This is a genomic window from Paracoccus gahaiensis, from assembly GCF_005048225.1.
Taxonomy (GTDB): Bacteria; Pseudomonadota; Alphaproteobacteria; order Rhodobacterales; family Rhodobacteraceae; genus Paracoccus; species Paracoccus gahaiensis.
Genome location: NZ_SUNI01000016.1, coordinates 63,512 through 81,033 on the forward strand (window position 1 = coordinate 63,512; position 17,522 = coordinate 81,033).

The 17,522-nt window shown below is 70.4% G+C and carries 17 protein-coding genes; 5 read left to right on the forward strand and 12 right to left on the reverse strand.

The features are described 5' to 3' along the window. Positions 1-54: 54 nt before the first annotated feature. From rpmB to meaB, 3 genes are all read right to left on the reverse strand, one after another. Complete coding sequence (gene rpmB / locus FA743_RS15110; protein WP_135312019.1) at positions 55-351, reverse strand: 50S ribosomal protein L28; 297 nt, start codon at positions 349-351, stop codon at positions 55-57. A 123-nt stretch (positions 352-474) separates the two neighbouring features. Next, positions 475-1,539 carry a bifunctional transcriptional activator/DNA repair enzyme AdaA gene (locus FA743_RS15115; protein WP_136886933.1) on the reverse strand — a complete coding sequence of 355 codons (1,065 nt, stop codon included), beginning with the start codon at positions 1,537-1,539 and terminating at the stop codon, positions 475-477. After that, positions 1,532-2,587, reverse strand: a complete 1,056-nt coding sequence (gene meaB / locus FA743_RS15120) for a methylmalonyl Co-A mutase-associated GTPase MeaB (RefSeq protein ID WP_136886934.1) — start codon at positions 2,585-2,587, stop codon at positions 1,532-1,534. The genes FA743_RS15115 and meaB overlap by 8 nt, the downstream gene beginning before the upstream one ends. A gap of 175 nt (positions 2,588-2,762) precedes the next feature. Between meaB and FA743_RS15125 the strand changes: the two genes are divergently transcribed. The 3 genes from FA743_RS15125 (at position 2,763) to FA743_RS15135 (ending at position 5,334) form a co-directional block, all read left to right on the forward strand. Continuing rightward, positions 2,763-3,170 (forward strand): thioredoxin family protein, encoded by a 408-nt coding sequence (locus FA743_RS15125; protein WP_246054982.1) that lies wholly within the window; start codon positions 2,763-2,765, stop codon positions 3,168-3,170. A gap of 36 nt (positions 3,171-3,206) precedes the next feature. After that, positions 3,207-4,499 (forward strand): serine--tRNA ligase, encoded by a 1,293-nt coding sequence (serS, locus tag FA743_RS15130; protein ID WP_136886935.1) that lies wholly within the window; start codon positions 3,207-3,209, stop codon positions 4,497-4,499. An 88-nt stretch (positions 4,500-4,587) separates the two neighbouring features. After that, on the forward strand, positions 4,588-5,334 hold the full coding sequence (locus FA743_RS15135; RefSeq protein WP_136886936.1) for a hypothetical protein: 747 nt from the start codon (positions 4,588-4,590) through the stop codon (positions 5,332-5,334). 85 nt (positions 5,335-5,419) lie between these two features. Here FA743_RS15135 and der read toward each other — a convergent pair whose 3' ends face one another. From der to FA743_RS15180, 9 genes are all read right to left on the reverse strand, one after another. Continuing rightward, entirely contained in the window at positions 5,420-6,904 is a 1,485-nt protein-coding gene (der, locus tag FA743_RS15140; protein ID WP_136886937.1) for a ribosome biogenesis GTPase Der, read from the reverse strand. After that, positions 6,901-8,226 (reverse strand): outer membrane protein assembly factor BamB family protein, encoded by a 1,326-nt coding sequence (locus FA743_RS15145; RefSeq protein ID WP_425467193.1) that lies wholly within the window; start codon positions 8,224-8,226, stop codon positions 6,901-6,903. The genes der and FA743_RS15145 overlap by 4 nt, the downstream gene beginning before the upstream one ends. A 39-nt stretch (positions 8,227-8,265) precedes the next feature. Continuing rightward, a complete protein-coding gene (locus tag FA743_RS15150; RefSeq protein ID WP_136886938.1) occupies positions 8,266-8,973 on the reverse strand; it encodes a tetratricopeptide repeat protein in 708 nt (235 codons plus the stop codon). A gap of 140 nt (positions 8,974-9,113) precedes the next feature. Continuing rightward, on the reverse strand, positions 9,114-9,713 hold the full coding sequence (locus FA743_RS15155; RefSeq protein WP_135312012.1) for a superoxide dismutase: 600 nt from the start codon (positions 9,711-9,713) through the stop codon (positions 9,114-9,116). A 203-nt stretch (positions 9,714-9,916) separates the two neighbouring features. Next, entirely contained in the window at positions 9,917-10,450 is a 534-nt protein-coding gene (locus tag FA743_RS15160; protein WP_136886939.1) for a sarcosine oxidase subunit gamma, read from the reverse strand. After that, positions 10,443-13,373 carry a sarcosine oxidase subunit alpha family protein gene (locus FA743_RS15165; RefSeq protein WP_136886940.1) on the reverse strand — a complete coding sequence of 977 codons (2,931 nt, stop codon included), beginning with the start codon at positions 13,371-13,373 and terminating at the stop codon, positions 10,443-10,445. The genes FA743_RS15160 and FA743_RS15165 overlap by 8 nt, the downstream gene beginning before the upstream one ends. Beyond that, positions 13,374-13,718, reverse strand: coding sequence for a sarcosine oxidase subunit delta (locus FA743_RS15170; protein ID WP_136886941.1), 345 nt, complete (start codon positions 13,716-13,718; stop codon positions 13,374-13,376). 228 nt (positions 13,719-13,946) lie between these two features. After that, complete coding sequence (locus FA743_RS15175; RefSeq protein WP_136886942.1) at positions 13,947-14,213, reverse strand: flagellar basal body-associated FliL family protein; 267 nt, start codon at positions 14,211-14,213, stop codon at positions 13,947-13,949. Between the two features lie 91 nt (positions 14,214-14,304). After that, the gene (locus tag FA743_RS15180; RefSeq protein WP_136886943.1) at positions 14,305-15,570 is read right to left on the reverse strand and encodes a sarcosine oxidase subunit beta family protein; all 1,266 of its coding nucleotides are present in this window, start codon (positions 15,568-15,570) and stop codon (positions 14,305-14,307) included. Positions 15,571-15,753: 183 nt separating this feature from the next. Here FA743_RS15180 and ccmI point away from each other — a divergent pair, with 183 nt between their 5' ends. Further along, positions 15,754-17,034 carry a c-type cytochrome biogenesis protein CcmI gene (ccmI, locus tag FA743_RS15185; RefSeq protein WP_136886944.1) on the forward strand — a complete coding sequence of 427 codons (1,281 nt, stop codon included), beginning with the start codon at positions 15,754-15,756 and terminating at the stop codon, positions 17,032-17,034. An 11-nt stretch (positions 17,035-17,045) separates the two neighbouring features. After that, the gene (gene ruvX / locus FA743_RS15190) at positions 17,046-17,507 is read left to right on the forward strand and encodes a Holliday junction resolvase RuvX (RefSeq protein WP_425467196.1); all 462 of its coding nucleotides are present in this window, start codon (positions 17,046-17,048) and stop codon (positions 17,505-17,507) included. Positions 17,508-17,522 lie beyond the last annotated feature (15 nt).

Sequence of the window (17,522 nt, forward strand, 5' to 3'; positions counted from 1 at the left end):
ATGCAAAAGCCCCGCCGGATCGGCAGGGCCATGCAGGATTGGACAGGCGTCGGATCAGGCTTCGGCGGTCGCCGCGGCTGCCTTGACCAGGTCGCGCTTGATCTTCATCGCGCGGTCCGACAGCTCGGCATCCTTGGCCTTGGCCAGGAACGCGTCCAGACCACCGCGGTGATCGACCGAGCGCAGCGCGGCAGCCGAGATCTTGAGCGAGTAGCCGCGGCCCAGTTTCTCGGACAGCAGGGTGACCTCGTTCAGGTTGGGCAGGAACCGGCGACGGGTCCTGTTGTTGGCATGGCTGACATTGTTACCGCTCATCGGGCCTTTGCCGGTCAGTTCGCAGACGCGCGACATGGTGTGTTCCTTCGTCTCGGCTATGCGGGTTTTCCCGATCCGGGTCGACCCAATGTGAAAGGGCGCCGCGAGGCAGCGCCCGGAATTCCGTTCGCGGGTGGTTACAGCGCCGGAAGGACCGCGTCAAGCCTCATGGGGCAATTCCGGGGCCGCGCCATAGGCCCGTTCCAGCGCGATCAGCCGTTCCTTGCGCCACAAACCGCCCGCATATCCGGTCATCGTGCCGTTCGTGCCGATCACCCGGTGGCAGGGCACGACCAGCGCCAGCCGGTTCGCGCCATTGGCCGCCGCCACCGCGCGGACCGCCGTGGGGCGGCCGATGGCGATGGCCAACTGGGCATAGCTGCGGGTCTGTCCGGCGGGAATCGCCTGCAATTCCTGCCAGACGCGCATCTGGAAGGGCGTGCCGTGCAGATGCAGCGGCAGGTCCAGCCGACCCTCGCGCCCTGCGAAGAAGGCCTGCAGCGCGGCCTCGGTCCGGTCGGTGACGGCGGTCCGGCCCAGCCCGATGCGCCCGCCCGCCCGCGCCGACAGCCGCCGCAGCCCCTGCGGCAGCGCCTTGCGGTCGGTGAATTCCAGCAGGTGCAGCGCCGCGTCGTCGGCGATCGCGATCATTCCGCCAAGCGGAGTGTCGATCCAGTCGGCGCGCAGATCGGACGCCCCGCGCATCAGATGCGGCGGATGCCCGAAGAGCCGCGCGAAAGCCCCCCGGAACCCCGAGGCCGAATCGAATCCCGCCTCCAGCTGCGCCTCGATCATCGCATCCCCCCGTGTCAGGGCGGCCATCCCCTGTCGCAGCCGCGCCGCCCGCGCCATCTGCAGGAAGCTTTGCCCCAGATGCTGGCGAAACACCCGCCGCACGGTCGAGGGATCGTGCCCCATGGCCAGCAGATCGCCCTCGGACCAGCGATGCCCCGGTCGTGCGGCCAGGGCTGCGGTCAGCTGCGCGACCAGAGGCGGCACCCCGTCCCCGGGATGGCAGCGCAGGCAGGGGCGGAACCCGGCGGCGGCGGCCTGCGCTGCCGTCGCGAACCAGCGGCAGTTCTCGGGGCGCGGCTTCCTGGCCGGGCAGGTCAGCCGGCAGAAGATCCCGGTCGAGGTGACGCCCACCAGCGCCACCCCGTCATAGGCCGGGTCGCGCGCCAGCAGGGCCGCATAAAGTCGGTCATGGTCGGTCAGATCACGCATCGCCGGTGCCTCCTGTCCCGTCCACCCTGACCGATTCGCGTGGCCCCTGGGGCGCCAAATCGGGCAGGACATCCGAAGGGGCGTCGGGATGGGCCAGCCAGTCCAGCATCTGCCGCGCCGCCACGCTTGGCGGCACCGCGCCTTCGGCCACGCGCCCGCCCAGATCCGCGATGCGGCGGCGGGCGGCGGGGGTCTGCAACTGCGCGAGCAGGCCCTGGCGCAGCTCCGACAGGAACCAGTCCTGCGCCTGGCCTGCCCGGATGCGGTCCAGATGGCCGTGATCGCGCCGCCACCCGGCCAACGCCTGCATCTGCGCCCAGGCCTCGTCCAGCCCCGCCCCGGTCGTGGCCGAGACGGGCAGCGCCTTGGGAAAGCCCTCGGGGTCCTGCACCCGCTTGCGCAGCAGCCGCAGCGCACCGGCGTAATCGGCCACCGTGCGCCGGGCGGTGGACAGCAGGTCGCCATCGGCCTTGTTCACCAGGATCAGGTCGGCCATCTCCATGATGCCGCGTTTCACGCCCTGCAGCTCGTCGCCGCCCGCGGGCGCCAGCAGCAGCACGAACAGGTCCGACATCTGGGCCACCAGCGTCTCGGACTGGCCCACCCCCACCGTCTCGATCAGCACGATGTCATGGCCCGCCGCCTCGCACAGCCGGATCGCCTCGCGCGTGCGCCGCGCGACGCCGCCCAGATGCGCGCTGGAGGGGCTGGGCCGGATGAAGGCGCGGGGATTGCGCGACAACAGGTCCATCCGCGTCTTGTCGCCCAGGATCGAGCCGCCCGAACGGGCCGAGGACGGGTCCACCGCCAGCACCGCGACGCGCAGGCCCTGGTCGGTCAGGCGCATCCCGAAGGACTCGATGAAGGTCGACTTGCCGACCCCCGGCGTACCCGACAGGCCGATCCGCAGCGCCTGCCGGTCGGGCAGCGCGGCGATCAGCGCCTCGGCCCGGGCGCGGTGGTCGGGGCGGGTCGATTCGACCAGCGTGATCGCCCGCGACAGGGCGCGGCGGTCGCCCCCGGTCAGGCCTGCCAGCAGATCGTCCATCGCGTGCCCTACATCCTCATTGCCCGGCCGATACGTTTGCCGGGGCAGAGTGTACCAGCCCGGCGCGGGCGGCAATCCCCGTCCGCGCCGGGCTGGTGCGCGCCAGACTTGTGCGCGGCCCGACGCACGCGTAGATTCGGGAAAGTCCCTTGTGCGGAGTCCGACCATGCCCGCCATGTCCCGACGTCTGGCGATCCTGTCGGCGCTGTCCCTAGCGATCCTGCCCGGCCTTGCGCGGGCACAGGGCCCCGCACCCGACTGGCAGGCGCATCCCTGGCAGATGATGATGGTCGGGTCAGACAGCTGCCATTACTGCCGCCGCTGGCAGGCCGAGATCGGCCCGGGCTATGCCGCATCCGTCGCAGGCCGCGCCGCGCCGCTGTTCCAGGTCGATGTGGACGGCCCCTATCCCGACGGCCTGGCGCTGGACCGCCGCCCCCGCATCACCCCCAGCTTCATCCTGCTGTCCCAAGGCACCGAGAGGGGCCGGGTCGAGGGCTATGTCGGGCAGGCGCATTTTTATCCGGTGCTGACGGCGATGATGGCGCGTGCCGGGCTTTTGTCGGCGGACGCGGTGCGCTAGGCAGGCGGCACCGCAATCTGCCGTGAAGGTGCCGCCATGCATGACATCCGTGCGATCCGTGACAATCCCGACGCCTTCGAGGCCGCGCTGGCCCGCCGCGGCCTGACCGGGCTGGCGGCGCAGATCCTGTCGCTGGACGAGGCCCGCCGCGCCCGCATCCAGGCCGCCGAGACCGCGCAGGCCGACCAGAACCGCGCCAGCAAGGAGGTCGGCGCCGCCAAGGCGCGCGGCGACGAGGCCGAGTTCGACCGCCTGCGCGCGTCGGTGGCCAAGACCAAGGCCGACATCGCCGGGATGCAGGCCGAAGCCGCCGATCTGGACGGCCAGTTGCGCGACCTGCTGCTTGGCGTGCCGAACCTGCCCTTGGACCTCGTCCCGGACGGCGCCGATGAAAACGACAATGTGGAACTGCGCCGGTGGGGCACGCCCGCCACGCCCGATTTCACCCCCGTCGAGCATTTCGAGATCGCGGGCGTCCGCCCCGGCATGGATTTCGAACTGGGCGCGAAACTGTCGGGCAGCCGTTTCGTGGTCCTCAAGGGCGCCGTCGCCCGCATCCACCGCGCGCTGGCGCAGTTCATGCTGGACCTGCATGTCGACCGGCACGGGTTGCAGGAGACCTGGACCCCCGTCCTGGTCCTGGAGGAGATGATGCTGGGCACCGGCCAGCTGCCCAAGTTCGGCGAGGACAGCTATCAGACCCGCGAGGGCTGGTGGCTGGTCCCCACATCGGAAGTGACGCTGACCAACACCGTGCATGGCGATCTGGTCGATCACGCCACCCTGCCCCGCCGCATGGTCGCCCACAGCCAATGCTTCCGCTCCGAGGCGGGCAGCGCGGGCCGCGACACGACCGGCATGCTGCGCCAGCACCAGTTCGAGAAGGTCGAGATGGTGTCGATCACCGATGCCGAGACGGGCCTGGCCGAACACGATCGCATGACCCGCTGTGCCGAGGCGGTGCTCGAGGCGCTGGAGTTGCCCTATCGCACGCTGGTGCTGTGCACCGGCGACATGGGTTTCGGCGCCCGGATCACCCATGATCTGGAGGTCTGGCTGCCCGGCCAGAGCCGCTATCGCGAGATCAGCAGCGTCAGCTATTGCGGCGATTTCCAGGCCCGGCGCATGAATGCCCGCTATCGGCCCGAGGGCGGCGGCAAGCCCGAATTCGTGCATACGTTGAACGGATCGGGCCTGGCCGTGGGCCGCGCGCTGATCGCGGTGCTGGAGAACGGCCAGCTGGCCGACGGCTCGGTGCAGTTGCCGCAGGCGCTGCATCCCTATCTGGGCGGCGCCACGCGGCTGACGGCGCAGGGGGCGCTGGCCTGAGAGCCGGCCCCAAAACCGACCTCGGATCTGGCGCCGGACAGGATTGCGCGAGGCGGGAAACTGCCGCTGCCGGCGCGCGTTGGCCTGCATGACACGGCTCGGCACCCTCCTGCAGATTTCGGCCTCGGCGATCTTCGTGACCGCCGGGCTGGTCTATGCCTGCTGCGCCCCCGATCCGCTGTCCGCCCGGGCCGACCATCTGATCGGGCCCGACCTGCCCCATGGCTGGCCAAGCGTCGTGCTGTCCATCCCGCAGATCTATCTCAACCCCGGCAACCCGCTGATGTGGGCGCTGCTGGTCAGCGTCTGGATGATGGTGCTGCTGGATGCTGTGGGCCAGTGGCTGGACCCGTCCGACGAGCCGCTGTCACGGGCGGGGCGTCCCCGCGTCTGGCCGCTGACGACGACCGCGATGCTCTGCGCGGCCGCCTGGCCGCTGATGCTGGACCAGCCGTTGCTGCTGACCGTCGCCACAGCCGTCAGCGCGCTCTGCGCGACCGTGGCGGCCCGGCGCGCCGCCGGTCGCCACCGCCCGGCGGTGGGGTTCTTCGCGGGCTGGGCCACGGCGATGACTTCGGCAGCACTGGCGGGGCTGATCTCGGACCGCTTCGGGCTGCCCCTGCAGGCGATCTCGGCCCTGGCGATCCTGCCCGGCGCGGCGGTGGGCATGGCGGCGCAGATCTGGATCGGCCCCAGCATCGGCTATTCCGCAGCCCTCATCTGGGCCTTCTGCGCGCTCACCGTGACCACGATGGGCAGCGACCCGATGATCGCCCTGGCCGCGATCCTGGGCATCTCGGCCATGGCCGCCGTGCTGGTCCGCGCCGCCAGCTGACATTCATCTTGGCCGAAATATCCTCGGGGGGAGTTCGGCCCATGGCCGGACGGGGGGCGGACAGCCCCCCTTTGCTGTCGATCGATCAGCTGCCCTTGGGCTTCTGGCGGTTCTTGTGCTTGGACAGCGCGCCTGACTGCACGATCTTGGTGGCCTTGGCCTTGAAGGGGTTTTCCCCGCCCTGGTCGCGGAAGAACAGCCGGATCGGCGTGCCCGGCATGTCGAAATCGGCGCGCAGCCCGTTGATCAGATAGCGCTGATAGCTGGTCGGGATCTGGTCCGTATGCGTGGCCTTGACGATGAAGGCCGGGGGCCGCGTCTTGACCTGCGTCATGTAGCGCAACCGGATCCGCCGGCCGCCCGGCGCCGGGGGCGGATGGCTTTCGGTCATCGCGCCCAGCCACTGGTTCAGCCGCGCGGTCGGCACGCGGCGGTTCCAGACCTCATGCGCCTTGATGACCGCATTGTGCAGCCGGTCAAGCCCCTTGCCGGTCTTGGCCGAGACGGTCACCAGCGGCGCGCCGCGCAGCTGCGGCAGGAGCTTCTCGAAGCTGGCGCGCATCTCGTTCAGCTTGTGGGACTTGTCGTCCTCGGTATCCCACTTGTTCACCGCGATGACGACGGCCCGGCCCTCGGTCTCGGCGAAATCGGCGATGCGCAGGTCCTGCGTCTCGAAGGGGATCTCGACATCCAGCAGGACCACGACCACCTCGGCGAAGCGCACGGCACGCAGCCCGTCGGCCACCGACAGCTTCTCCAGCTTCTCGGTCACGCGGGCGCGCTTGCGCATCCCCGCGGTGTCGAAGATCCGCATGGGCGTGCCCATGAACTCGGTCGTCACGCTGATCGAATCGCGGGTGATCCCGGCCTCAGGGCCGGTCAGCAACCGGTCCTGCCCCAGGATCTTGTTGATCAGCGTCGACTTGCCCGCATTCGGGCGCCCGATCACGGCCAGCTGCAGGGGCCGCGCCTCGGTCGGGCGCCAGTCCTCGGCCCCCTCGCCCGATTCGGCCTCGGCCTCCGAGATGTCCAGATCGGTCACCGCCTCGATGGGGGCGGGCCGGTCGGCCTCGATCTGGTCGGCGAGCGGCATCAGCACGCGGTAGAGATCGTCCATCCCCTCGCCATGCTCGGCCGAGATGCGCAGGGGCTCGCCCAGGCCCAGGGCATAGGCCTCCATCGCGCCCGCCTCGCCGGCGCGGCCCTCGGACTTGTTGGCGGCGACGATGACGTGTTTCGCGCGGCGGCGCAGGATTTCGGCGAAATATTCGTCGGCGGCGGTGATGCCGAGGCGCGCATCCACCACGAACAGGCAGATGTCGGCCTCGTCGACGGCGCGTTCCGTCAGGCGGCGCATGCGGCCCTGCAGGCTGTCATCCTCGGCCATCTCCAGGCCGGCGCTGTCGATCACGATGAATCGCAGGTCGCCAAGACGCCCGGCGCCTTCGCGCAGGTCGCGGGTCACCCCGGGCTGGTCATCGACCAGCGCAAGCTTCTTGCCGACAAGGCGGTTGAACAGGGTGGACTTGCCGACATTGGGCCGTCCGACGATGGCGAGTGTGAAGGTCATCTATACGCATGCAACTGGCCGTTGCGGGCAACGACGTAAAGGGTTTGACCGGCAACCGCAGGGGCCGAGGCAGCCCCACCGGGGATCTGCGCCTGACCGACCAGCGCGCCGGAGGCGGGATCGAAGCTGCGCAATGTGTCATCGCTGGAGGCGACATGCAACCTCCCCCCGGCCAGCACCGGTCCGTAATGCGCATGGATGGCATCCTGACGGCGCACGCGGTCGGTGGTGTAATAGGGCAAGGGCTGGCGCCAGACGACCCCGCCCGTCGCCGCATCCAGCCGCACCAGCTGCGCCTGGTCGTTCACCGCGAAGACCGATCCGCCCGCCACCACGACCGGGCCGGTCGCGCCCTCGCGCGCCGTCCAGTCCTGCAGGCCGGTCGCCAGGTCGACGGCATCCATGCGGCCCGACGAGGTGCCGGCATAGACCCGCCCGCCCGAGATCACCGGATCTCCGGTCACGTCGCGGATCACCGCGATGGATCGACCCGGCCGGGTGCCCGCGATCTGCGCGCTCCAGTCGGTCAGGCCGCTGTCGCGGTCGACCGCCAGCAGCTGGCCCGACGAGAACGGGAAGATCACCGTCCCGCCCTGCACGGCGGGCACCGACACGCCCATCACGCCCGAGCCCGAGGGCGTCCCCGAGGTCTGCCACAGGACCCGCCCGTCCGAGGCCCGCACCGCCCAGCCCACGGCATTGCGCGCCGCGACATAGACGACACCGTCCTGCACCGCAGGCCCTCCGGCGATCGAGGCCTCGACGCGCTGGCGCCACAGCACCGCGCCCGAGGACGCATCCATCGCGACCAGTTCGCCGAAGCCGGTGGTGGCGTAAATGCGCCCGGCCTCATAGGCCAGCCCGCCGCCCGAGGCGCTGTCGGGATCCTCCAGCGGCGGGGTGATGTCGGTGGACCAGGCCCGGCCGCCGTTCAGCGCCGTCGCGGTGACCCGGGCGCGGCTGTCCATCGTGAAGATGCGACCGCCCGCCACGACCGGATCGGCGGTGATGCGGTGACGGCGGCTGTCGCCCTGCCCGATGGGCGCGGACCACAGCCGCGTGCCTGCGGTCCCCAGGGCGGAATGGCCGGGGGAATGGGCGGCATTGCCGCCGCGATGGGTCCAGTCGGCATTGGTCACGGGGGCCGCCAGCGACAGGGCCGTGCCGGTGATGCCCGGGGGGCCGTCGACGGCGGGCCCGTCGGGCGAGGTCACGGCGAGGGGGTCCAGACGCTCTCCGGGCAGGATGACGTCACGCTCGCCGCAGGCGGCAAGTCCCAGTGCGGCGGCCATCGCCAAGGTCAGTCGCAACATGGCGGTCATCCCGGCCTCTCTCCTCGTGAAGTCATTCCCGTCCGCGCGTCAGTTCGCGGCGGGCGTCATTTCGGCTGCCGTCATGTCGGCGGGCGTCATGTCGGGCGGCATCATGTCGGCGGGCTCGGGGTCGACGCCCAGGGCGATCATCATCTCGGACAGGCGCAGACGCAAGGCCTGGGACACCCCGTCCTTGTCCTGGATCTGGCGGATCAGCGTCACCGCATCGTCGGGCCGCCCCGCGCCGATCAGGGCGACCGCCTTCTGTTCCAGCGCCAGCAGCTCGAACGGAGCACCGGCGCGGGACAGCCGCGTCAGCATCTCGTCGCGCGTCGAGGGGTCCATGTTCGGCCCGTCCAGCATCACCAGTTTCAGCTGGGCTAGTTCGGCCAGCGCGCCTTGGGGCTGATCGCCCCCGACCGTGCGCAGCGCCTCGGCCGCGGCGGAGGGCTCGTCGGCCTGAAGACCCGCGGCCAGAAGGCCGGCCAGCGCCTCGCGCCCTGCCGAGCCCTGCGGGTCGATCGCCAGAAGGGCCGCCGGATCGCCGCCCTCTTCGGCGGCCAGCACCGCGTCGCCCCAGGCCTGCGCCTCGGCCCGTTCCTGGCCCCGGCTGTATTCGCGCCAGGCTGTGGCGCCGACGATGGCCAGGATGACCAGGATCACGATCCAGCCATAGCGGCGCATGACGCCGTAGAGGCGGTCGCGCCGCAATTCGTCGGTGACCTCGTCGATGAAACTGTCGTTCTGATTGGCCATGGCCCGCCTGTCGTCTGATCCGTTCTGCGTTCCCGTGGTCTTATACCGGGGCGCGCGGAAAAGCCAATGCCGGCGCGGGGTCATGCGAAAGGCCCGACGCAGGTGCGACGGGCCGATCTGACGTCAATGTCCGGTGGGGATCAGAGGCGGGCGGCCACGTTGTCCCAGTTCACCAGTTTGTCCAGGAAGTTTTCCAGATATTTCGGACGCGCGTTGCGGAAGTCGATGTAATAGCTGTGCTCCCACACGTCGCAGCCCAAGAGCGCGGTCTGGCCGAAGCAGAGCGGGTTCACGCCGTTCTCGGTCTTGGTGATCTCCAGCCCGCCCTCGGGCGTCTTGACCAGCCAGACCCAGCCCGATCCGAACTGGCCGACGCCGGTTTCGGTGAACTTCTTCTTGAAGTCCTCGACCGAGCCGAAGCTGTCCTTGATCGCGGATTCCAGCTCCGGCGGCATGGCGCCGGGGTTCGGTCCCATCATCTCCCAGAACTGGGCGTGGTTCCAATGCTGGCTGGCATTGTTGAAGATGCCGTTCTGGGCCACGGCACCCTTCTGGTAGGTGCCCTTGACGATGTCCTCAAGCGGCTTGCCGTCCCATTCGCTGCCCGCGACCAGCTCGTTCAGCTTGGTGACATAGGCGTTGTGGTGCTTGTCGTGGTGGAATTCCAGCGTCTCGCGGGACATGCCGCCGGCTTCCAGCGCATCGTGGGAATAGGGAAGATCGGGAAGGGTGAAGGCCATTTTGCGGTCCTTTCGAAAGGGTTGGAAGATCGTTCGGCGCGCACGGTCGCGCATTCGCAGGGTCAACGCAAGGGGGCGGGCGGGGTTCCGACCGGGGTCGCGCGGGCGGGTGCGGCAAGGGGGCGCTCGCGCCCCCTCTTGGCCGTGCCGGCCAATTCACCCCCGAGGATATTTGCGGACCAATGCAGGAGGCAGGGCCGTCCTCAGCGCGGCGCCAGCCCGCTGCCCGGCAGGGCCGCGTTGGTCAGGATCAGTTGCAGGTAATCGGCAGTGGAGCGGAAGCCCGTCACGCGGAAGCCGCCCGGGATCCGCCAGATCGCGGCGGCGGTCTGGGCCAGGCGCGTGCGGCGCAGATGCCCCTCGGGCAGCATCGCGGCATCGACCGGGGCCAGCTTGGCGATCACATCCGCCGCACGGGGCCCGGTCACGTCGAAGACCGCGCGGGCGTCTGAGACATCGACGGCCAGCCCGTGTTCGCCCATCAGGGCCTGGGTCAGGGCGTGCAGGGCCTCGTTCCGCTCGGCCAAAGGCAGCACCAGAAGCAGCTCGTCCGGGGACATCCAGGCCAGCATGCGGGACCCGTCGGTGGTCAGGCCGGTCCTGTCCGGCAAGGCCAGCCCTGCCCCCTCGGCCAGGGCTTCGCCGGCGCGGTCCAGATCGGCGCGGATCGTGATCATTCCGAAGCCGGTCACCGGGGTGATCAGGGCCAGCGGCGTCAGGTCCTGCGTGTCAGCCATTCAACCGGCTCCCTTCGCTGTCATAGAAGACCGGATCGACGATCCGGGCCTGCATCACCTCGCCCGAGGGCATGGGGAAATCCAGCACCTCGCCCATGCGGTCGGGGCCGCGCCGCACCAGCCCCATCGCGACGGGCCGGTCCAGCACCGGCGAGTGGTAGCTGGAGGTGACGCGGCCCTGCGTGTGGCGCTGGCCGTTGGGGTTGTGGCCCGGGGCCACCGCATAGGCGCCGTCGGGCAGGACCTTGCCCGACAGGCTTTCCAGCCCCACCAGCTTCCATCGCTCGGGATCGGTCATGTGGCTGCGGGCCTGCGCGCGCTTGCCGATATAGTCGGCCTTCTTCTTCGAGATCGCCCAATCGAGGCCCAGATCCTGCGGGATGACGGTGCCGTCGGTCTCGTCCCCGATCATGATGAAGCCCTTTTCGGCGCGCATGACATGCATCGCCTCGGTCCCGTAGGGGGTGATGCCCAGGTCCTGACCAGTGGCATGCAGGCGGTCCCACAGCTCCAGCCCGCGGCTGGCGGGGACGGCGACCTCGAAGCTGAGTTCGCCCGAGAAGCTGATGCGGAAGACGCGGGCGGGGATGCCGGCGATCTCGCCCCCGGTCCAGGCCATGAAGGGCAGTGCCCCGGGCGACAGGTCGATCGTGCCGGGCAGGCGCTCCAGCGCGGCGCGGGCCTTGGGGCCGGCCACGGCGATCTGGGCGTACTGTTCGGTCAGGTTGGCGGTCCAGACCTTCCAATCGCCCCATTCGCATTGCAGCCAGTCCTCCATGTGGCCGTGGATGCGGTCGGCGCCCCCGGTGGTGGTGTGGCAGAGCCAGCTGTCGTCAGACAGGCGCGCCACCACGCCGTCATCCATCAGGAAGCCGTTCTCGCTGCACATCAGGCCATAGCGGCATTTGCCCACCGGCAGCGTGGACATCATGTTGGTGTAGAGCATGTCGAGGAACCGCCCCGCATCCGGCCCCTTGACCAGGATCTTGCCGAGCGTCGAGGCGTCCAGCGTGCCGACGCCGCCGCGCACGGCCAGGATCTCTCGGGTGACGGCGGCATGGCGATCCTCGGCCCCGCGCGGATAGGCATAGGGGCGGCGCCAGAGGCCCACCGGCTCGAAGCTGGCGCCCTGGGCCTGGTGCCAGCCGTGCATCGGGGTCTTGCGCAGGGGCTGGAAGGCGTCGCCCTTGGCCTCGGCCGCGATGGTGGCCAGCGTCAGGGGCGTGTAGGGCGGGCGGAAGGTGGTGGTGCCGGTGGCCTGGATGGGCTGGTTCAGCGCCTTGGACAGCACCGCCAACCCGTTGATGTTGCTGAGCTTGCCCTGATCCGTCGCCATGCCCAATGTCGTGTAGCGCTTGGTATGTTCGACCGAGGCATAGCCCTCGCGCGCGGCCAGTTCGACATCGGTGACCTTCACGTCGTTCTGGAAATCCAGCCACATCTTGGCGCGCAGCTTGTAGGGCGCGCGGGCGGGCATGACCCAGACGGGCAGCGTCGCGCCCTCGGGCCGTTCCAGAGCGCCGGCGCAGCGCAGATCGCCGTTGGCGGCGCCCGTGGCGGTCACGTTGCCCTTGCCATCCGCGCCCAAGGGCGGGCGGTCGGGGTCGGGGCGGAACATCGACTGCGCCTCGTCCCAGAGCAGCTTGCCGCCGCAATGGCTGTAGAGATGCACGACCGGCGACCAGCCGCCCGACATGGCGACCACGTCGCAGGCGATGGTCTGCAGGGGCCGCCCCTCGCCGGACTGGTCGCAGAGGATGACGGCCTCGACATGCTTGCCGCCGGTGACCTTGGCGATGCCGGCGCCGGTCAGGACGGTGATGCCGGCCGCGCGCGCCGCCTGCGGCAGGGCGCCGTCGGCCACCGGGCGGGCGTCGACGATGACGGGCACGTCCAGCCCCGCCGCGCGGGCGGCAAGCGCGGTGCGATAGGCGTCGTCATTGGTGGTGACCACCACGATGCGCCGGCCCGGCGCCACGCCGTAATCCGCGATGAAGTCGCGCACGGCGCTGGCCAGCATCACGCCCGGCACATCGTTGCAGGCGAAGGCCAGGGGCCGTTCCAGCGCGCCGGTGGCCGCGATCACATGGCCCGCGCGGATGCGCCACAAGCGCTGGCGCGGCAGGCCCAGATTGGGGTCGTGATCGGCCAGCGCCTCGCGGGCGATCAGATAGCCGTGGTCGTAGAGCCCCGTCGCCATGGTCGCGCGGCGCAGGGTGACGGTGTCGCGGGCGCGCAGGTCGGCCAGAAGCGCGTCGATGGCGGCCTGGCCCCCGGCATGGTCGGTGGGCGTGCGGCCGCCCCAATGGCTGTCCTGTTCCAGGACCAGCACGGTCCCGCCCGCCTTGGCCGCCTCGCGCGCCGCCGTCAGGCCGGCGATGCCGCCGCCGACCACGACCGTGTCGGCAAAGCCGTAGGCCTGCTCGTAGCGGTCCGGATCGGGATCGGTGGGTGCCGCGCCCAGGCCCGCGCTGCGGCGGATGATCGGCTCGAACAGGTGCTTCCAGAAGGGGCGCGGGTGGATGAAGGTCTTGTAGTAGAAGCCCGCCGGCAGGACCGGCGACAGGGCACCGTTGATCGCGCCGATGTCGCTGTCCAAGGACGGCCAGCAGTTCTGGCTGCGCAGGATCATGCCGGGCACCAGCGCGGTGGTGGTGGCGCGCTGGTTCGGCTCGAACCGGCCGCCCTGGCCCAGACCGAAGAGGGCGTTGGGCTCTTCCGCGCCGGAGGCCAGCGGGCCGCGCGGGCGGTGATACTTGAAGGACCGGCCCATCAGCATCTGGCCATTGGCCAGAAGCGCCGAGGCGAGGCTGTCGCCCTGCACCCCGCGCAGATGCCGCCCGTCGAAGCGGAAGGCCTGGGGATAGGCGCGGTCGATGCGGCGGCCCTGCATGGACAGGCGGAAGGGGGGCGTGTGGGTCATTTACGGGGTCGTCCAGTCAGAGGTCCAGTCTGGGGTCCAGTCGGGGCGGGCGGCGCGGATGGCATCGACGATCTCGGCGGGCGGATGCGTCGTCTGCGCGCTGTAGGTGCCGAAGACCTGCAGCGTGGCGGTGCAGCGGGCGGCCAGGAACCACTTGCCGCAGCCATAGGCATGGCGCCAGCGTTCGAAATGCACGCCCTTCACGTTCCGGCGCGCGAAGAGGTAGGATTCGAAGGCCGCATCGTCTCCCTCGGGGCCGATCCGGACCAGATGCGCCTCGCCGCCCGGATGCAGCTCGGTTTCCTCGGCACGGATGCCGCAGCAGGGACAGGTCAGGGTCAGCATGAGGCGTCCTTTTGCGGGGGCGTGGAAGCGGGAGGGCGAAGGGCGGTGCCGGGGGCCACGCTGCCGAAAGCCGGACATGCGGACGCGCCGCAGCAGCGGGTGCTGGCGGCGCGCAATGTCCGGTCTGCAACCGGAAGAAGGCCGGGGGCTGACTGCCCCCGGACCCCCGTGGATATTTGCAGACCGAAGCCATGGGCCGCCGCGCGGGCGGCCCGGTCGGTGCAAGGTTCAGTTGGCCGGAGCGGGAACAGGAGCGGCAGGCTCGGCGGGCGAGTCGACAGCCGGGGGCGTGTCGGTCTCGACCGTGACGGGCGGGGTGCCGGTGGCCGGATCGGCTGCGGGCGTCTCGGCCGAGACATCGGTGTCGCCGCCCGCGACCGGATCGGTCGTGGCCACGCCGGTGTCGCTGCCGGACATGAAGAAGAACAGCAGCGCCACGACGACGACGATGCCGCCGATGATGAAATAGAGGCGGTTGTTGTTGCGGTCAGCCATGATGGACCCTTTCGGTCTGGACAGTGATGACTGCACAATCCACAGGCGAAGTTCGCGGTTCCCATGCTCGGCGCCATCGGCATCCCCCCGCCTAATGCGCGACGCCGGCGGCGACCGATTCGTCGATGAACCGTCCCTCGCGGAAGCGGTTCAGCCCGAATCCTTCGGCCAGCGGCCCGGGGGTGCCCTTGGCGACCAGTTCGGCCATGGCCCAGCCAGATCCGGGGATCGCCTTGAAGCCGCCCGTGCCCCATCCGCAATTGACGAAGATGCCGCCCACCGGGGTCGTCGACAGGATGGGCGAGCGGTCGCCGGTCATGTCCACGATGCCGCCCCATTGGCGCAACATCTTCAGCCGCGACAGCATCGGGAAGGTCTCGATCAGGGCGCGGACGGTCTCCTCGACATGCTGCCAGGACCCGCGTTGGGTGAAGTTGTTGAACCCGTCGGTGCCGCCGCCGATCACCATCTCGCCCTTGTCGGATTGCGACAGATAGCCGTGGACGGTGTTGGCCATCACGACGACATCCATGCAGGGCTTGATCGGCTCGCTGACCAGCGCCTGCAGCGCGACGCTTTCGATGGGCAGGCGGAACCCGGCCATTTCGGCCAGCTGGCTGGAATGGCCCGCCACCACGATGGCCAGCTTGTCGCAGCCGATCTCGCCCTTGGAGGTGGTGACGCCGCGCACCTGCCCGCCCTCGGTGCGGACCCCGGTGACCTCGCAGTTCTGGATGATGTGCATGCCCATGTCGGAACAGGCCCGCGCATAGCCCCAGGCCACCGCATCATGGCGCGCCGTGCCGCCGCGCGCCTGATAGAGCCCCCCCAGCACCGGATAGCGCGGCCCGTCCAGATTGAGGATCGGCACCTTGGCCTTCAGCTGCTGCGGGTCCAGCCATTCGGTCGAGACGCCCTGCAGGTTGTTGGCATAGACGGTGCGCTTGTAGCCCCGGATCTCGTGTTCGGTCTGGGCCAGCATGATCAGCCCGCGCGGGCTGAACATGATGTTATAGTTCAGGTCCTGCGACAGGGTTTCATAGAGGCTGCGCGATTTCTCGTAGATCGCGGCCGAGGGGTCCTGCAGATAGTTCGACCGGATGATGGTCGTGTTGCGCCCCGTGTTGCCGCCGCCCAGCCAGCCCTTCTCGATCACCGCGACATCGGTGATGCCGAAGTTCTTGCCCAGGTAATAGGCCGTGGCCAGCCCGTGGCCGCCCGCACCCACCACGATCACCTTGTAGCGGTCGCGGGGTGCCGGATCGGCCCAGGCCCGGGTCCAGCCTGAATGATGGCGCAGCGCCTCGCGGGCGATGGCGAAGACGGAATAGCGGCCGGAACGGGGGGCGGCGGGCATGGGGGCTTTCCAACATGAGACTGCAGGCACCATGGCGGTGCGGGGCCCTTCGCTCATGGCAGCTTGCGGCAGATTGCGGCCAAATGCGACATGCGACATTCGGACTGCCCGTCGCATTTCCCGCGCGGCGCGCTTTCGGTCGGGGGCCAATCGCGCTAGGACGCTGTGCAACGGAGGATGCCCATGTTCTGGATTGTTGCCGCGGCGATCACTGCCCTTGTCAGCCTTGCCATCCTGGGGCCCCTCTGGCGGGGCCGGGAGGGCGGGAGGTCGGTGTCCGAACCCGCCGCCGCCTATGACCTCAGGGTCTATCGCGACCAGCTGACCGAGGTCGAGCGCGACCTGGAACGCGGCGTGATCCAGCCCGAGGACGCCGTGCGCCTGCGCACCGAGATCGGCCGCAAGGTGCTGGAGGCCGATCGCCGCCTGTCGCAGACCGCCCCCGCCACCGGGCGCGGCGGCATGCTGGGGGCCGCGCTGGTGCTGGCGCTGATGCTGGCCGGGGCGATCGTCCTCTATCTGCGCGAGGGGGTGCCCGGCGCCCCCGACATGCCCCTGGCCGAGCGCTTCGCCGCCGCCGACGCCGCCTATCGCGCCCGCCCTGCCCAGGCCGAGGCCGAGGTTGCGGCGCCGGCCCGCCCCGCGCCGGACCTGTCCGAGGCCGATCCCGACTATCTGGCGATGGTCGATCAGTTGCGGGCCGCCGTGGCGCGCAATCCCGACGATCCGCAGGGCCAGCAGCTTCTGGCCACGCATGAGCTGCGCCTTGGCAACCTGACAGCCGCGCGGCAGGCTCAGGAGCGGCTGGTCGCGCTGGCGGGCGATCAGGCGGATGCGGGCCAGCTGATGCAGTTGGCCTCGCTGATGGTCGAGGCGGCGGGCGGTCTGGTCACCCCCGAGGCCGAGGCGCTGCTGGCCCGCGCCCTCGCGCTGGACCCCGGCCAGCCGCAGGCGCGCTATCTGCAGGGCGTGATGCTGATCCAGAACGGCCGCCCCGACCGGGCCTTCCCGGTCTGGCGCCGTCTGCTGGAGGAGGGGCCGGAGAGCGCGCCCTGGATCCCGTCGATCCGCAGCGCCATCGTCGAGCTGGCCTGGCTGGCCGGTGACGACGAATACCAGCCGCCCGCCCCCGCCGCCGATCTGCGCGGCCCCGATGCCGAGGCGCTGGCCCTGGCCGAGGACATGACCCCCGAGGAGCGGCAGGAGATGGTCGAGGGCATGGTCTCGCGCCTGCAGGACCGCCTGGCGACCGAGGGCGGCGCGCCCGAGGAATGGGCGCAGCTGATCGGATCGCTGCGCCTTCTGGGCCGCGACGACCAGGCCGGGGCGATCCTGGACGAGGCGCGGCAGCGCTTTGCCGGGGCGCCCGAAGCGCTGGCCGTGATCGAGGCCGCCGCCGAAGGGCCCGGCCCGGAGACCATCCCCGAGACCGCAGCGGAGCCTGTCCCGGAGACCGCCCCGTGATCCACGAGGACATGATCGGCTTTGCCGCCACCCTGCCCCGCCATGGCGCGCTAGCGGGCCTCGATCTGGGCACCAAGACCATCGGCGTGGCCGTCAGCGACGGGATGCGGCAGGTGGCCTCGCCCATCACGGTGATCCGCCGCGCCAAGTTCACGCTGGATGCGCAGGCCCTGCTGGCCCTCGCCACCGACCGCGCGCTGGTCGGGCTGGTGCTGGGCCTGCCGCGCAACATGGACGGCTCGGAAGGGCCGCGCGCCCAGGCCACCCGCGCCTTCGCCCGCAACCTGACGCGGCTGACCGACCTGCCCATCGCCTATTGGGACGAACGCCTGTCCACCGTCGCCGCCGAGCGCGCGCTGCTGGAGGGCGACACCTCGCGCAAGCGCCGCGCCGAGGTCATCGACCAGGTCGCGGCGGGCTATATCCTGCAGGGCGCGCTGGACCGTCTGCGCTACATCGCGGACCGGGCCTGATGGGCGCGCAGATGG

Coding starts and splice junctions, on each gene's coding strand:
- rpmB (WP_135312019.1), bottom strand. CDS start 351: ATGTCGCGCGTCTGCGAACTGACCGGCAAAGGCCCGATGAGCGGTAAC.
- FA743_RS15115 (WP_136886933.1), bottom strand. CDS start 1,539: ATGCGTGATCTGACCGACCATGACCGACTTTATGCGGCCCTGCTGGCG.
- meaB (WP_136886934.1), bottom strand. CDS start 2,587: ATGGACGATCTGCTGGCAGGCCTGACCGGGGGCGACCGCCGCGCCCTG.
- FA743_RS15125 (WP_246054982.1), top strand. CDS start 2,763: ATGTCCCGACGTCTGGCGATCCTGTCGGCGCTGTCCCTAGCGATCCTG.
- serS (WP_136886935.1), top strand. CDS start 3,207: ATGCATGACATCCGTGCGATCCGTGACAATCCCGACGCCTTCGAGGCC.
- FA743_RS15135 (WP_136886936.1), top strand. CDS start 4,588: ATGACACGGCTCGGCACCCTCCTGCAGATTTCGGCCTCGGCGATCTTC.
- der (WP_136886937.1), bottom strand. CDS start 6,904: ATGACCTTCACACTCGCCATCGTCGGACGGCCCAATGTCGGCAAGTCC.
- FA743_RS15145 (WP_425467193.1), bottom strand. CDS start 8,226: ATGACCGCCATGTTGCGACTGACCTTGGCGATGGCCGCCGCACTGGGA.
- FA743_RS15150 (WP_136886938.1), bottom strand. CDS start 8,973: ATGGCCAATCAGAACGACAGTTTCATCGACGAGGTCACCGACGAATTG.
- FA743_RS15155 (WP_135312012.1), bottom strand. CDS start 9,713: ATGGCCTTCACCCTTCCCGATCTTCCCTATTCCCACGATGCGCTGGAA.
- FA743_RS15160 (WP_136886939.1), bottom strand. CDS start 10,450: ATGGCTGACACGCAGGACCTGACGCCGCTGGCCCTGATCACCCCGGTG.
- FA743_RS15165 (WP_136886940.1), bottom strand. CDS start 13,373: ATGACCCACACGCCCCCCTTCCGCCTGTCCATGCAGGGCCGCCGCATC.
- FA743_RS15170 (WP_136886941.1), bottom strand. CDS start 13,718: ATGCTGACCCTGACCTGTCCCTGCTGCGGCATCCGTGCCGAGGAAACC.
- FA743_RS15175 (WP_136886942.1), bottom strand. CDS start 14,213: ATGGCTGACCGCAACAACAACCGCCTCTATTTCATCATCGGCGGCATC.
- FA743_RS15180 (WP_136886943.1), bottom strand. CDS start 15,570: ATGCCCGCCGCCCCCCGTTCCGGCCGCTATTCCGTCTTCGCCATCGCC.
- ccmI (WP_136886944.1), top strand. CDS start 15,754: ATGTTCTGGATTGTTGCCGCGGCGATCACTGCCCTTGTCAGCCTTGCC.
- ruvX (WP_425467196.1), top strand. CDS start 17,046: ATGATCGGCTTTGCCGCCACCCTGCCCCGCCATGGCGCGCTAGCGGGC.